This is a genomic window from Ruegeria sp. CE12 (assembly GCF_056537525.1).
Genome location: NZ_JBQFRS010000003.1, coordinates 470,862 through 485,730 on the forward strand (window position 1 = coordinate 470,862; position 14,869 = coordinate 485,730).

Here is a 14,869-nt window from a genome sequence, read left to right on the forward strand (position 1 = left end):
CTCGTCCATCCCGCCTGTGACGCTAAGGCCCGGGCGCGGTTGTGACAAGCGGTCTATCGGTTGCGTTTCGGTAATTCCTCGTTCGCGGTCCAGTCCCATGTGCCGTCGTCCCGCTCGGCCACAGCCTGCCGCCAGCCGACCTCCTCGGACCGTTTCTTGAAATTGATCCCTTCCGGCGAGTGCCTTGTGATACCGTCAAAAATCGTGGCGAGCCGCTGGGTTTGCTGCATTCCTGTCTGTTCGATTGCCTGATTGATGACCATCTTCTGCATCGCTAGCTGATTGATCGGAACCGTCGCCATCCGGGCTGCCATTTCCTCGACCGCATCATCCAACTGTTCGGCGGGCACAGCCTTCAGCACCAGCCCCATATCTGCAGCTTCGCGACCGGTGATCTTGTCACCTGTAAATAGCATCCGTTTGGCCTTTTCTGCGCCCAACCGATAAACCCACATGGCGGTGGTCGGACATCCCCAGACCCTTGCTGGCATGTATCCGATCTGCGCGTCCTCGGACATGATGGTCAGATCAGCGCAAAGGGCGATATCAGACCCCCCTGCTACGGCAAATCCGTGCACCTTGCAGATCACCGGCTTCATCGCCCGCCAAAGCGACATGAAATGCTGCGTATTTCGCCACATAAAGCTGTAATCCTTGATCGGATCCCACGGCATGGGCTGCGTTACCTCACCCGAGCCGTTGCCTTCAGCATAAAAGGTCAGGTCATATCCGGCACAAAAGGCCGGGCCATTGCCTGACAGGACCATCACATGGATATCCGGGTCGGAGTCGGCGCGCGCCACCGCATCGGCAAGTTGAACCGGCAACTTGTCATTGATCGCATTCATCACTTCGGGCCGATTGAGCGCGATCCGCGCAATGCGCCCGTCCTTTTCGTATGACACTACCGACATCTGATCCTCCTCTGGTCAGGCCCAGCAAACCACCCGCGCGTGCACGCACATAGCAATTCCGGGAACGACGTCACGTCGCAGGCGGTTGTTCTTGCATTCCCACCGCTGCGCCGGAACCTTTGCCCAAAGGGAGAAATTGAATGCTGAACGGAATTCGCGTCGTCGAGATCGAGGGGCTGGGTCCGGGCCCATTCGCCGCCATGTTGCTGGCTGATCTTGGCGCTGATGTCATCACCATCCACCGCAAAGGCGGCGCTGTAACACCGGGCATGCCAGAACGCTCCTTGCTTGATCGCGGCAAACGGTCCATCGCGCTCGACCTAAAGGACACGGGTGATCTGGAAACTGCTAAAGCGCTGATCGCTTCGGCAGATGCGCTGATCGAGGGCTTTCGCCCCGGGGTGATGGAAAAACTGGGCCTTGGACCTGATGTCTGTCTCAGCATGAATCCTAAGCTGGTCTATGGCCGCATGACAGGTTGGGGGCAGGACGGCCCTTTATCTGACACCTCCGGACATGACCTGAACTATATCGCGATGTCCGGGGCGCTCTGGTATGCATCTGCACCCGGCCAGCCGCCTCAAACTCCAGCGACGCTGGTCGGGGATATTGGCGGAGGCGCCATGTATCTTGTCACCGGCATTCTGGCGGGCCTGCTGAACGCGCAGAAAACCGGTCAGGGAACGGTTGTCGACGCCGCGATTTACGACGGCTCAGCCCATATGATGAATCTGTTGATGAGCTTGCGCCAGACCGGCAATCTGTCTGAGGCCCGAGGGCAGAGCCTGCTGGATGGACCACATTGGAGCCGCGCCTATAGCTGCGCTGATGGCGGCTTCGTGACTGTCCAGTGCCTTGAGCCGAAGTTCTATGCAAAGTTTCTGCAGTTAATGGGATTGAACGACGACGCAGAGTTTCAGCGGCAATATGACCCCAAACTCTGGCCCTCGCTGACCGATCGACTTGCTACGCTTTTTGCAAGCCAACCACGCAACCATTGGGCGGATCTGTTCCAGGGCACCGATGCCTGCGTCGCCCCGGTTCTCAGCCCGATGGAGGCGCACGATCATCAGATGAACGCCGCACGCGATACTTGGCAGGAAATAGATGGAACGCTGCAAGCGGCAGCGGCGCCTCGGTTTTCCACGGCCAATTGGACCGCAAAACCCAGCCCGTCACGAGGTGAACACAGCGAAGATATCTTGGCTGAACTCAGTTCCGGGCAAAAACCTCAGGCCCGCTGAGAAACCAAATGAACCGGACAGGTTGCGCGCCGCTCAGCGGCTGCGCACCGTGTCGATCATCAGTTGAACATTTTCCGGATCTGCGTCCGGAGTGATGCCGTGCCCAAGGTTGAAAATGTGCGGTCCCTTGGAAAAAGCCTCGACAATATGCCGGGTCTCATCAATCAGCGCCTGTCCGCCCGTCACCATGTGTTTCGAGGCCAGATTGCCCTGAACACAACCGTCGACCTGAACATGAGCAGCGCCCCATTCCGGCGAGACTGAGTTGTCCAGTGCCACACAATCAACCCCTGTCGCTTTTGCGAAGCCGACATAGCCATCACCGGCCTCACGCGGGAATCCGATCACCGGGATACCGGGATGACGTGCCTTGATAGCCTGCGTGATGGTCCGGCACGGTTCAACAGCATATTTGCGGAAATCGTCACCCTTCAGCGATCCGGCCCAGCTGTCGAAAATCTTGACCACTTCGGCACCGGCTTCGATCTGCATCGACAGGTATTCAATCGTCGCTGCAGTGATGCGATCCAGCAATGCTTCGAACAATGCCGTGTTTTCTTCGCGCAACGCATGTGCCGGCCCCTGATCTGGGGTTCCGCGGCCGGCGATCATGTAGGTCGCAACCGTCCAGGGCGCACCGGCAAATCCGATCAACGTTGTCTCAGACGGCAGTTCCCGGGACAGAATGCGCACTGTCTCGTAAACAGGGGACAGGGTTTCGTGAATCGCATCCACCGATTTCAGGGCGTGAAAATCCGATTGCTGCGTGATCATGGACAGGCGCGGGCCTTCACCCGTGACAAACCACAAATCCGCGCCCAGCGCCTGTGGCACCAGCAGAATGTCCGCGAAGAGGATCGCCGCATCAAACCCATAGCGACGAATAGGCTGCAGAGTAACTTCAGCGGCCAGCTCGGGATTATAGCAGAGCGAAAGAAAATCCCCCGCCTGCGCGCGGGTTGCACGATATTCCGGAAGATACCGCCCGGCCTGACGCATCATCCAGATCGGAGGTACATCCTGCACCTCACCCGCCAATGCACGCAGCAGTTTCTTTGTCTCGGCCATGTTCGTCCCCAATCGTCCGGTTTGGCGCAACGGGTCAGCCTTCGGCGGCAATTTGTCAAGCGCTGCCCCCATTGTCAGGGCAATGTGACGCGACTAAAGCTGAGCGCATGACACTGAACCTGCCCACACCCGCATCGCCCTTGAGGATTGGTACACGAGGATCCCCTCTGGCTTTGGCACAAGCCTATGAAACCCGGCAACGTCTGTCAGATGCCTTTGATCTGCCGCAGGACGCGTTTGAGATCGTGGTGATCAAGACAACCGGCGACAATCGCGCCATGATCGATGCGGACCGCCCGCTGAAAGAGATCGGGAACAAGGGGCTGTTCACCAAGGAAATCGAAGAGGCAATGCTGAGCAGCGATATCGATATCGCTGTACATTCGACCAAGGACATGCCGGTTGAACAACCCGAGGGGTTGGTTCTGGACACGTTCCTGCCGCGCGAAGACGTTCGTGATGCGTTTATCTCTCCCAAACTGAACGCGATTCAGGATTTGCCCGAAGGAGCCGTCGTGGGCACCTCATCCCTTCGCCGTCGGGCTCAGTTGTTGCACCGCAGACCTGACCTGCAGGTTGTTGAATTTCGGGGCAACGTGCAGACACGGCTGAAAAAGCTGGCCGACGGCGTTGCAGAGTGCACGTTTCTGGCCATGGCGGGCATACGCCGCCTGCAGATGGACGAGGTTCCCGCAACAGCAATATCGCCCGATGACATGCTGCCTGCAATTGCACAGGGCGCCATCGGGATTGAAAGGCGCAGCACAGATCGCCGCGCGGCGGAAATGCTCGAAGCGATTCATCACACGGAAACAGCGCAACGACTGGCGGCAGAGCGCGCCTTGCTCGCCACTCTGGACGGATCCTGCGAAACACCAATTGCCGGTCTGGCAGAGATTGAGAACGGACGCCTGCGTCTACGTGGCGAAGTGCTGCGGCCCAACGGTGCGGACGCCATTGCCGCAGACCAGATCAGCGCAATTGAGGATGGTCCGGAAATGGCTCGCGAGATGGCTCAGAATCTGTTGCAGCAAGCCGGTGAAGGTTTTTTTGACTGGCGTTAAATAAAAAAATTTATTTAATGTGAACTGCTTCACTGTCGTGCGTCTCGCAATGGTGCATTAAGGTTTCATCAGATCGGAAACAGAGACAGTCTCGAATATATCGAAAAGTTTAGGTTGTTTTGTTTTAGATGGTATTCGAGGGGGCGAGGCTGAACTCCCATCCGATCTAGGCGAGCCGCTGCTTATATTAGAAGCAGCGGCTCGTTTCATTTAGCCGTCCTGTTCAGACCTTCACGCCTTAACGCAAAACCTTTTTCAGATGTCGCGCGTGGCTGAACATTACATGCTCTGACGGAACATCCGTCCGGAAATCAGCAACCCGCCCCGGCAGCTTTCTGTAAAAACCTGCAAGGCCGGGCTCAACACCTTCAGCCAGATCGCGGCATTCGCTGCAAAGTTCTTCGATGAAAACCTGAGGCTGACGATCCCTGATTGCGACAACCAGATTCTGGTGTGCGCTCGCCAATTCGGAAAACACCGGACTTTGTGCCAGTTCTTGATCGCCTATCAAGACAAACACTGGTTCTGGTTTACTTTTTCCCTTGAGGTCAACAAAACCTGCCTCAAGCATCGCCAAATCCTGACCGGCAGCATGAAACACCGCGCTTGAGATGAGGATATCATAGTCAACGTGGCGACAATTCTGTTCGACCCGAGCGGCGACATTCACGACATCCCCGATCACAGTGTAATTGAAACGCCGTCGAGAGCCGATATTCCCCACACAGGCCTGACCCGTCGCCAATCCGGTGGCCAGCGCGATTGGCGGTCGGCCCCGCATCACGTCTGATTTATTGAATTTGACCAAGGCCCGCCGCATCAGCAACGCGGCCTGCGCAGCCCTCAGGGGATGACCCTCGACCTGCAAGGGCGCATTCCAGAACGCCATCACCGCGTCACCGATAAACTTATCGATCGTTCCGCGCTCGGTCAGAATCTGATCGCCCAGTTCAGAAAACAGGTCATTCAACACCGTCACCAAATCGGTTGCTGACGTTGATTCCGCCAGCGTGGTAAATCCCCGGATATCCGAAAACATCACCGTTATTTCCTGCGTCGTGCCGCCCAGCTCCAGCTGATGGCCGTGCGCATCCATCTCGTCCAAAATTTCCGGCGCAACATAATGCGAGAATATTCGGCGGATAATACGTTTCTCGCGTTCGGTCGAAATGAACAAATAGCCTGCCAACAAACCGAAATTCGCCATCCCGCCCAGCAATGGAAAAGTCACATCAAAAAGAACCAGCTGGTTCCGAAAGGCCATCCAGCTAATTCCCAACACGATTGCGGCTGAAAACCCACCTGCCAGGAAAGAAGCAACCGCACCAAATCTGGACATGACCAGAATGACCACCAGCCCCAGGATGATGAACGCCAAAAGCTCGAGCGCTGCAGTGACATCGGACCTGCTCAGCATCTCTTCAGTCAGAACCTGTTCGATGATCTGGGCATGTATGGAAACGCCGGGTACAGATTGCCCCAGCGCGGTTTGGCGCATATCGAACAATCCCGCGGCAGAGGTACCAACCAGAATTATTCGGCCTTCGATCTCTGCTCGCAGCGCAGGATCATCGGACCGTTGCATCACATCGTTTGCCGAAAGATACAAATCCGGTACGTCGCGTCTGTATCTGACCCAAACCTCTCCGTTTTCCGTTGTTGGCAATCGGAAACCGCCAATCTCGACGGCCAGCATGATCCCGGCTTCGTCAGGTGCGCCCTCTGCAATAATGATGGCTTCACCCATGGCCACCCTCAGGGCTTCGGCCCAGAGGCTTGGCAACACACCATCCGGACTGCCCCACAAGGCCGGAACTCGCCGCACTACGCCGGTACCACCCAATGGTGAAACATTTACTCCACCGATACCGGCCGCATCGCGGCCCAAAGGTGGTGCGGGCGGGGTCCAATGCGGCACCGCAACCAAGCCTGATGCGGGCATTTCGCCAATTTCGATGATCCCTGCCTTGGGTACAATTTCTCGGTTTGCCTGAGCTGACCGTGCAGCAACCCCCAAAATGACGGGCCAGTTGGCTATTTCAGCACCAAACAGTTCATCATTGTCGAGCTGAGCTGCGTCTTCCCCGAGGTTCAGCAAACCCGATAAGGCAGGATCATTCACCAAGCGTGAGGGAGAGTACCGGTCAGGTTCGACAAACAGCATGTCAAAAGCGATGGCAGCAGCACCATAGTCACCCAACCGCGCAACCATTTCAGCCATAAATGTTCGGGGCCAGGGCCACTGTCCCCACTCGGCCAGAGATTCCTCGTCAATATCTAAAACCCGGACCGGAAGATCCGGATTGTACTCCCTTGGCGACAACCTCTGCAGTACGTCAAAGTAAATCAGGCGCGACATTCGGACCGGATATGGATCGACGACCCGAATAAAACATCCAAGCAGGATCAACCCCAGACCGACTAGTGCAAATGCCAGCCGACGGCTATTTTTCTCCTTTCTTCTGCCAGCCAAATGGATCTCCAGTCATCTGGTTGCAGGGAATGAGTACGGTACTTGCGCTAGCCCTGGCTTCCGTCGCTCTGGTCCCCGGACCCGTCACCCGAGCCTTGGCCAGAATCCGAATTCGCGCCCGGGTCCGACTGACCGGCTGGTTCCGGGTCGGATAAGTGCGGATCTGACATGTCATCAGGTTGCGCTTGTGCCGGAGGTTCGGAGCTTGATGGTGCCGCAGCAGTCGCTGCGGCGGGCGCAACCCTCTCTGCTTCTCGTTGAGGCGGGCTTGGCTGCTGTTCGGAATGCTCGGTTTGCACAGATACCTGCTGAGGCGCCCTGTCACCCGAGCACCCTTCGGCCGCCACCTGAAATGGACGCAGCAGTCTTTCTTGGGATTGAATGAACGGGAATCCCTGTTGAAGCGCCTTGTCGTATTCCGCCCGATCTATCGGTCGGCCGATATTTCCCCTCTGGCTGGTCGCAAAGAGACTGCACTGGCGACCGGTCGAGCGGCACCCACCCCGCAGGCTGCACATTCTCACAGTACCTTCCAGAACAAGCATGGCGCTCTGGCGATCCGAATCGATCCACATATCAAAGATTGTGCCACGCACCGCCATCGTTGCTGTGGGCGTCCTGATTGAATAGGCACGCTTTCTGCTTTTGCCTGAAATGAAACGGAAACTGCCACCTAGGGCCTGAACTGCAAAGCTCTTGGCCTTGTTCTTTCCGCGCAACATCGTGACATCGAGAACCATATGCGCATTCGGGCCGATCGCAATCTTGGTTTCGTCCACAAAAATGAGCTGAACGACCCCTTTGCTGTCAGTTGCAATGGTATCACCCGAAGCAACTTCCATACCCTCGCGTATGCGGATGGTCTCGCCTGCGCGTGTAATTTCCGCGCCAGGCTTGATGCTGAGAACCTTGCCAATAGAAGAAAAAACCTGCGTCGGCAGCAACAAGACAACACATAACACAGGCAAAACTCTTAACCAGATCAATCCCGAGCCCCCTTCACAACAGGTTCCTTTCAGGCGCGATGCACCTTCTGCCCGGTCTTGTCCTCAATTCGTATATTTACTTGATCATTTGAAATCTAATTTTGAACAAATATGCATTAAAACGCATACAATATACAAGAATTCTATTCAAAGCCGCATATTTATCTGGTTGAAGGCGCATCCGATTCACTCAGTCATCAACAGGAATGCTGAGGTTCTAGCGTACAGTTCTGCATGCTCAGGCGCACTACGAGGAAACCTTTCAATTCAATGGCCTGCTTTGACCGGCACACGTGTTTTCAGAAAAATCCCGGCCGCTTCGAAAATCGCCTTGTATCTTGGTGACAGGCGAGGATATACCGGCCAGCGGAGACGTGGCCGAGTGGTCGAAGGCGCTCCCCTGCTAAGGGAGTAGGCGGGAAACCGTCTCGAGGGTTCGAATCCCTTCGTCTCCGCCATCAATCTTTTTATTCTGACTTGTTTTATCCCGCTTAGGGGCTGGTGTGGCGCGAATGGGTTGCCACTTTACCGCTTTGCGGTTGAAACCCGTTTTACCTCGCCTTCTCGATTGACTGAATGCTCCTGCATCAAGACGTCGAGAAACAGCTTGGACACGCGCGTGGGTGCTGGTTGCTTGCGAGTCGCCGCTGCAAATCGGGTCCGATACCGAATTTCGTCTGGCAGCACTCTCTTCATGACACCGCCATCGACGAATTCCTGCGCTAGGTGATCTGGCAGAAAGCCCAGGTACCGGCCGGATAGTATCAGTATGGCCAGCGCTTGTTCGCTCTGTACTTTAGCCGCCCGGCGAAAGCCTAACTGCTGACCAACAATCAGGTTGGGCGAATTCACGCTCAGGCCAGCATAGTTGAACCGGCGCAGGTCGCCCTTTCCAAATTCAGCATCCGAAACATCAAACAGAGGATGTTCCTTACCGCAATACAGGAACATGTTCTCACCATAGAGCGGCGCGTACTGAAGACTGGCGGATGGTCGGTGCAGTGCGATAATCCCGACATCCAGATGCCCGCTGATGACCATGGTTTCGATGACGTTGGGCGGCTCCAGCGACAGTTCGATTTGCACGGCTGGGGCCGCTTCGTTGAACTTATGGATGGCCCGCGCCAGATGGGATTCCGGGTTTGAGGCGCATTGATCAAACAGTGCAACGCGTATCGTTCCCGCCATTTGTTGTTTGATTTCGTTAACTTCGGTCCTGAAGTGAGAAACGGATATCAGTAGGTCCTCAGCCGCGCGCAGTACCTTTCCACCATCTTCGGTCAGTGAGAACCCCGAAGGCCCGCGATTGCACAACTTCAGATCAAGCCGCAATTCCAGGTCCGAGATGTGTTTCGAGATCGTGGATTTGCCGATGTTCAGCTCGATTTCAGCAGCTGACAATCCACCGCTTTCCACAACTGTCTTGAAAATCCGCAACAACCGAATGTCGGTATCTCCGATCCGTGTCGCAAGCGATTTGTGCTTCATTCTCAAAGTTCGCTATCTGTGAAACCTATCGCGCAAAGTTTAACAACCAAGAAACACTCGACACAAGTTAGTTTCATGCCGCCGAGGCAGAATCGGACTGGTTTAATCTCTCCCCAGGCCAGCGCGCACCTCGAAAACCAGACATATGGGAGGACATCCATGTCATTCATCAATAAGCTTGGCACATTCACCGCTGCAGTATCCATGGCAGCGCTGATGGTTGCTGGCGCAGCTGACGCGAAGAACTTCAAGATCGCGGTCGGCGACAGTGCGGGCAGCCCGCAGGAAGCAACCGGCAAGTTCTTTGTCGAAGCACTGGAAGAAAAGTCGGGCGGCGCCCACACCGCCACGCTGTTCCTGAACGGTCAGCTGGGTTCGGAACAGGACACTGTGAACGAAGCGGCCATTGGTACGCTGGACATGTCGCTGCTGGCGATCAACAACGTCACGCCGTTCTCGCCTTCGGTTGGCGTCTTCACGCTGCCTTACGTGATCCTGTCGCTGGAAGATGCCGAAACCCTGACACAGGGTCCGATCGGCCAGGAGCTGACCGAAAACACGCTGCGTGACGCAGGCGTTCGCATCATTGCCTGGACCTACACCGGGTTCCGTCGCCTGACCAACTCGAAAAAGCCGGTCACATCCGTTGCTGACCTGCAGGATCTGGTCATCCGCGTTCCCAAGAACGAAATCATGATCGAGACCTACAAGTCATGGGGCATCAACCCTACTCCGATGGCCTGGTCGGAAACCTTCACCGGTCTGCAGACCAAAGTTGTTGACGGTCAGGACAACCCGTACATGACCATCAACGCGATGAAGTTCTACGAAGTACAGGACCACGTCACCAACCTGCGCTACATCTTCTCGATCGAACCTCTGATCATCTCTGAGGCTGTATTCCAGAGCCTGAGCGAAGAAGACCAGCAGATCATTCTGGAAGCAGGTCAGGAAGCGACCCTGAAATCGGCTCAGTTCCTGCGCGATTCGGAAGCAGCGATCAAAGAAGAGCTGGTCGCCAAGGGCATGGAAATCGTCGATCCCGAAAATGACGAAGCCGAGTTCATCGAACTGGCAACCACTGCCGTATGGCCTCAGTTCTACGAGTCGATCGGTGGTGTTGAGAAACTGAACGCAGTTCTCGAAGCCATCGGCCGCGACCCGGTCCAGCAATAATCGCCGCAGAGCGAGACAGGGAAGAGCGCCACGGCGCTCTTCTCATTTCAGGGAGGAGTGAAATCACATGTTCTGGAAATTTCTGGACAATATAGAAAGCGTCATCTGCCGGATACTGCTGTCCGGTTTCGTCTGTCTGCTGTTCGTGCAGATCGTCGCGCGCGAAGTCTTCGGCTTTTCGGTCAGCTGGATTGAGGAACTCTCAGTCTACATGTTCGTCTGGTTCGTCTATTTCGGCGCCAGCTACGCTGCCTTGAAGGGCGCTCACAACCGGGTGACTTTCCAGTTCAAATTCCTGCCTGACGGTTGGATCAAGTATATCGAAGCCTTTGCCGATCTCTTCTGGCTCTTCTTCAATGTCTACTTCCTGTATCTGGCGACGGACTTCGTCTTCAACAAGATGAACAAGTTCTGGAAGTCCCAGACCTTGGGCGTTGAGATGAAGTACATATACATGGTGCTGCCCATCGCCTTTGCGCTGATGACCGTCCGCATCATTCAGGTGAACTATCGCCGCCTGATCAAGGGTGAAGACATCCATGATCCTGATCAAATCGACCTCGACGAAATCAAAGCTGCCACCGAAGCAGCCAAGCACGACTGAGGCAGGGAGGAAAAACCATGGAATCCGAAATCGTCACAATCCTGTTTGGATCGTTTCTTCTACTGCTACTCATCGGCGCACCGATCACGGTTGCTCTGGGCGTGGCATCGCTGTTCTCGTTCCTGTACCTGGGCGATAACCCAATCAAATTCGTGCAGATCGCCTTTACCTCGGTGGGTGCTTTCCCGTTGATGGCGCTTCCTGCGTTCATTCTGGCCGGGGCCCTTATGGAGGCCGCCGGTATCTCAAAACGCCTGATCAACGTCGCTGAAAGTCTGGCCGGCCCATTCACCGGTGGTATCTCGGCGGCGACGGTCATGGCCTGTCTGTTCTTCGGCGCCATTTCGGGCTCGGGCCCGGCAACAACCGCGGCCGTCGGGATGCTGATGATCCCGGCGATGATCGACCGCGGCTATGAGCGCGGCTATGCCTCTGCCATTACCGCTTCTTCCGGCGGCCTCGGGATCATTATTCCTCCCTCCATCCCGATGGTGATCTTCGGCATTGCCGCGCTCGGTATGGCGCCGCCTGTTGAAGCAGTCGAGAAATTCGGCACCTTCCAGTCGGTTTCGATCTCGAAGCTGTTCATCGCGGGTTTCGTTCCGGCCTTCCTGATCGCCACCAGCTTGCTGATCCTGAACTACTTCATGTCCAAAAAACGCGGCTACAAAGGTGTTGCCGAAGGCTGGTCGATCCGCCACGTGGGCTGTGAAATGTACCGCGGGTTCTGGTCGCTGATGGCGCCGTTGGTGATCTTGGGCGGTATCTACACCGGCTTCTTCACTCCGACCGAGGCCGCCATTGTCGCAATCTTCTATACGCTGTTCATCGGCGTCGTGATTTACCGCGAACTGACCTGGCAATCTCTGTTCCAGTCGCTTGAAGCGACCACATGGCTGACCGGTCGCGTTCTGCTGATCCTGTTCACTGCAACGGTCTTCGGGCGTCTGCTGGTGGAAAATCAGATCCCGGCGATCATCGCAGACTCGATGCTCAGCTTCACTGACAACCTCTATGTCATCTGGGCGCTGATCATCTTCTTCTTGCTGTTCGTTGGCATGTTCATGGAAACACTGGCGACCATCCTGATCCTGGTTCCGGTGATGTTGCCGGTGGCCTATTCGGTAGGTATCGACCCGATCCACTTTGGCGTGGTGATGGTCTGTACATTGGGTATCGGCTTCCAGACACCGCCCCTGGGTGAAAACCTGTTCATCGCGTCGGGTATCTCGAACATCACGATCGAACAGATCTCGCTTCGTGCACTGCCCTTTGCGGCCGCCAACACGATCGCGATCTTCATCATCGCCTTCTTCCCAGAACTGTCACTGTGGCTTCCACGGCTGCTTGGCTACTAACCCGGAAAGGATGACGACATGAAACAAATGGTAACCAACATTCTGTTTGCCACTGACTTGTCAGAAAACTCGGGTCACGCACTGCGACATGCAGCCAGCATTGCGCAGGCAACCGGAGCCGAGATCCATGTCCTTCACGTCAACGAACCCCTGTCGGATGACGCCAAGATCACGATGGAAATATTCATCCTGAATGAAGAGACCCGCAAAACCGCAGCTACGCGCCGTCATGAGATGGTGCGCAAGGTGCTGGCCGAGCGACAAGCCAAGTTCTGGGCACAGTTCGAAGGCGAAGATGCCAAGATCCGTAAACAGGTGACCTCGATCGAGGTCACCGATGGACATCCGGCCGAAGTCATCCTGCGCCGCTCGGTCGAACTGGGCTGTGACCTTGTCGTGCTGGGCGCACATGATCACGGCTTCTCTCACACATTTCTCGGCACCGTCGCCAAACGCGTTTTGCGACGGTCCAAGATTCCAACGCTGATCGTCCCACATCCGGACGAGACGTAACCAACCCACTCAAAAGGAAATATACCATGAGCAAAACCCTGACCGCGCAGGACCTGGCCGACACGTTCGACGCGTTCAACCGTCACGATATTGACGGTGTGATGACCCATTTTGCAGATGACTGCGTGTTCTACACCGTTGCCGGTGATGAAAAATACGGCAACAAGGTTGAAGGTGCAGAAGCCATCGCTGCTGCGTTCTCTGGTGTATGGGCCGGAATGAAGGACGCACACTGGGATCACCACAGCCACTTCGTTCACGGTGACCGTGCGGTATCGGAATGGACCTTCTCAGGCACCGATGCCAACGGAATGCGGATCGAGGCCGAAGGCGCCGATCTGTTCACCGTTCGTGACGGAAAAATCATTGTAAAGCAGGCGCTTCGCAAAACGCGCCCGATGTTCAAAGCCTGATCCGCCGCCCTGCGCGCAGCCCCGGAGAAAAACAAGAATGGTGGACAACAGCATCCCGCGTCACTGGCCGAAGACCAGTTATGATCCGAAATACGACCCCATCACTGATGCCGGTCCAGGTCATAACCGCGACCACGCGCCAACATACTGGATTGGAACCGCAGGCGAACCGCCTGCGGATGATGGCCCTGTATCGGGCGATATGGAGGCGGATGTTGTCGTCATCGGCTCGGGCTATACTGGCCTGTCCACCGCCATTCACCTTGCCAAAGAGCACGGAATTCAGGCCGTCGTTCTGGAGGCAAATACCGTGGCTTGGGGCTGCTCGACCCGCAATGGCGGGCAGGCCCAGATCTCATCCGGGCGTCTGAAGCGGTCTCAATGGATCCAGCGCTGGGGCGTCGAGACAGCAAAAGGAATGCATCGCGAAGTTTCCGAAGCATTCGAGTTGTTCAACGATCTGATCGCCAGCGATGACATCCACTGCGATCCGCAGCCGGGCGGACATTACTACATCGCACATCGCGCCAAGGTCATGCCGGGGCTCGAAAAAGAAAGCGCCCTGCTCAACGAGACGTTCGGCTACGCTTCTCGCATCATTGGACGCGACGAGCTGCACGCCGAACATGTCCGCGACATGGAGGCTCATGGCGCGATGTGGGAGCCGGATGGCACCTGCATCCACGCTGGAAAGCTGGCGTTTGGCTATGTCAACATGGCCCGCCGTCTGGGCGTCAAAATCCATACCGGCAGCCCGGTCATGGGATGGGAAACCAAAAACGGTGTGCACCATCTGCGCACGCCGGGCGGTATCGTGAAGGCAAAGACAGTTGCGTTGGCGACAGCTGGCTACACGCCTCCGGGGCTGAGCAACAAGACCAAGCACAGACTGATGCCGATCCTGTCCAATTCGCTGGTGACGCGCCCTCTGACTCAGTCCGAACTGGACGAATGCGGTATTCAGACGAAATCCCCGCTGACCGATACACGGACATTGCGGCACTACTATCGTCTGCTTCCCGACAACCGGATGCAGATTGGCAGCCGATCGGCCGTAACCGGTCGGGACGCCGAAAACGACAAGCATCTTGAGCTTCTCAAGAAAGGTCTGGCGCGCAAGTTTCCAGCTCTGGAAGACATCAATCTGGACTACTCCTGGTGGGGCTGGGTTGATGTCAGCCACGACATGATGCCGCGTATTTTCCAGCCCAATCCGGATGAGCGCGTCTTTTACGCGATGGGCTATGGCGGCAATGGTGTTATGTACTCGGCACAAGCCGGGCGCCGTATGGCGCAGCAAATCGCGGGTGTGAAGGATGAGGTGTTCAATCTGCCTATTTTCACATCCCCGCTACCCAGCCACGGCCTGTTGACACCCTTCCGCCGGTTGGGTCAGCGCTTTGCCTACGTTTGGTATTACCTCAAGGATGAAGTGGTCTAAGAACCACACCGACACTCACTCATAAGGAACGAACACATGAAGATGACGACAGAAGAGGCCTTTGTTAAGGTATTGCAGATGCATGGTATTGAGCATGCGTTTGGTATTATTGGTTCTGCGATGATGC

The 14,869-nt window shown here is 56.1% G+C and carries 13 protein-coding genes and 1 tRNA gene; 9 read left to right on the forward strand and 5 right to left on the reverse strand.

Translation table 11 applies throughout. From position 1 onward, the window contains the following. Window positions 1-53: 53 nt before the first annotated feature. Window positions 54-914 carry a crotonase/enoyl-CoA hydratase family protein gene (locus tag ACR0IO_RS11085; RefSeq protein ID WP_480741618.1) on the reverse strand — a complete coding sequence of 287 codons (861 nt, stop codon included), beginning with the start codon at window positions 912-914 and terminating at the stop codon, window positions 54-56. 140 nt (window positions 915-1,054) lie between these two features. Here ACR0IO_RS11085 and ACR0IO_RS11090 point away from each other — a divergent pair, with 140 nt between their 5' ends. Beyond that, the gene (locus ACR0IO_RS11090; protein WP_480741620.1) at window positions 1,055-2,158 is read left to right on the forward strand and encodes a CaiB/BaiF CoA transferase family protein; all 1,104 of its coding nucleotides are present in this window, start codon (window positions 1,055-1,057) and stop codon (window positions 2,156-2,158) included. A 33-nt stretch (window positions 2,159-2,191) separates the two neighbouring features. Here ACR0IO_RS11090 and hemE read toward each other — a convergent pair whose 3' ends face one another. Further along, window positions 2,192-3,226 (reverse strand): uroporphyrinogen decarboxylase, encoded by a 1,035-nt coding sequence (gene hemE, locus ACR0IO_RS11095; protein WP_480741622.1) that lies wholly within the window; start codon window positions 3,224-3,226, stop codon window positions 2,192-2,194. 107 nt (window positions 3,227-3,333) lie between these two features. On the opposite strand from hemE, the gene hemC reads away from it, so the two are divergent. Continuing rightward, on the forward strand, window positions 3,334-4,290 hold the full coding sequence (hemC, locus tag ACR0IO_RS11100; protein ID WP_480741624.1) for a hydroxymethylbilane synthase: 957 nt from the start codon (window positions 3,334-3,336) through the stop codon (window positions 4,288-4,290). A 238-nt stretch (window positions 4,291-4,528) separates the two neighbouring features. Here the strand turns inward: hemC and ACR0IO_RS11105 are convergent, their stop codons facing one another. Next, on the reverse strand, window positions 4,529-6,763 hold the full coding sequence (locus ACR0IO_RS11105) for a CHASE2 domain-containing protein (RefSeq protein ID WP_480741626.1): 2,235 nt from the start codon (window positions 6,761-6,763) through the stop codon (window positions 4,529-4,531). 47 nt (window positions 6,764-6,810) lie between these two features. After that, window positions 6,811-7,749 carry a FecR family protein gene (locus tag ACR0IO_RS11110; RefSeq protein ID WP_480741628.1) on the reverse strand — a complete coding sequence of 313 codons (939 nt, stop codon included), beginning with the start codon at window positions 7,747-7,749 and terminating at the stop codon, window positions 6,811-6,813. A 368-nt stretch (window positions 7,750-8,117) separates the two neighbouring features. On the opposite strand from ACR0IO_RS11110, the gene ACR0IO_RS11115 reads away from it, so the two are divergent. Next, window positions 8,118-8,207, forward strand: a tRNA-Ser gene (locus tag ACR0IO_RS11115). Window positions 8,208-8,274: 67 nt separating this feature from the next. Here ACR0IO_RS11115 and ACR0IO_RS11120 read toward each other — a convergent pair. Then, the gene (locus ACR0IO_RS11120; protein ID WP_480741631.1) at window positions 8,275-9,237 is read right to left on the reverse strand and encodes a LysR family transcriptional regulator; all 963 of its coding nucleotides are present in this window, start codon (window positions 9,235-9,237) and stop codon (window positions 8,275-8,277) included. A 159-nt stretch (window positions 9,238-9,396) separates the two neighbouring features. Here ACR0IO_RS11120 and ACR0IO_RS11125 point away from each other — a divergent pair, with 159 nt between their 5' ends. The 6 genes from ACR0IO_RS11125 (at window position 9,397) to ACR0IO_RS11150 (ending at window position 14,742) form a co-directional block, all read left to right on the forward strand. After that, window positions 9,397-10,413, forward strand: coding sequence for a TRAP transporter substrate-binding protein (locus ACR0IO_RS11125; protein WP_155142163.1), 1,017 nt, complete (start codon window positions 9,397-9,399; stop codon window positions 10,411-10,413). A gap of 67 nt (window positions 10,414-10,480) precedes the next feature. Further along, window positions 10,481-11,017 (forward strand): TRAP transporter small permease, encoded by a 537-nt coding sequence (locus ACR0IO_RS11130; RefSeq protein WP_155142165.1) that lies wholly within the window; start codon window positions 10,481-10,483, stop codon window positions 11,015-11,017. A 17-nt stretch (window positions 11,018-11,034) separates the two neighbouring features. Beyond that, window positions 11,035-12,375 (forward strand): TRAP transporter large permease, encoded by a 1,341-nt coding sequence (locus ACR0IO_RS11135; protein WP_155142166.1) that lies wholly within the window; start codon window positions 11,035-11,037, stop codon window positions 12,373-12,375. Between the two features lie 18 nt (window positions 12,376-12,393). Further along, window positions 12,394-12,888, forward strand: a complete 495-nt coding sequence (locus tag ACR0IO_RS11140; protein ID WP_480741633.1) for a universal stress protein — start codon at window positions 12,394-12,396, stop codon at window positions 12,886-12,888. Window positions 12,889-12,914: 26 nt separating this feature from the next. Then, window positions 12,915-13,301, forward strand: coding sequence for a nuclear transport factor 2 family protein (locus ACR0IO_RS11145; protein WP_155142170.1), 387 nt, complete (start codon window positions 12,915-12,917; stop codon window positions 13,299-13,301). A 37-nt stretch (window positions 13,302-13,338) separates the two neighbouring features. Then, entirely contained in the window at window positions 13,339-14,742 is a 1,404-nt protein-coding gene (locus ACR0IO_RS11150) for an NAD(P)/FAD-dependent oxidoreductase (protein ID WP_480741635.1), read from the forward strand. Window positions 14,743-14,869: the final 127 nt, after the last annotated feature.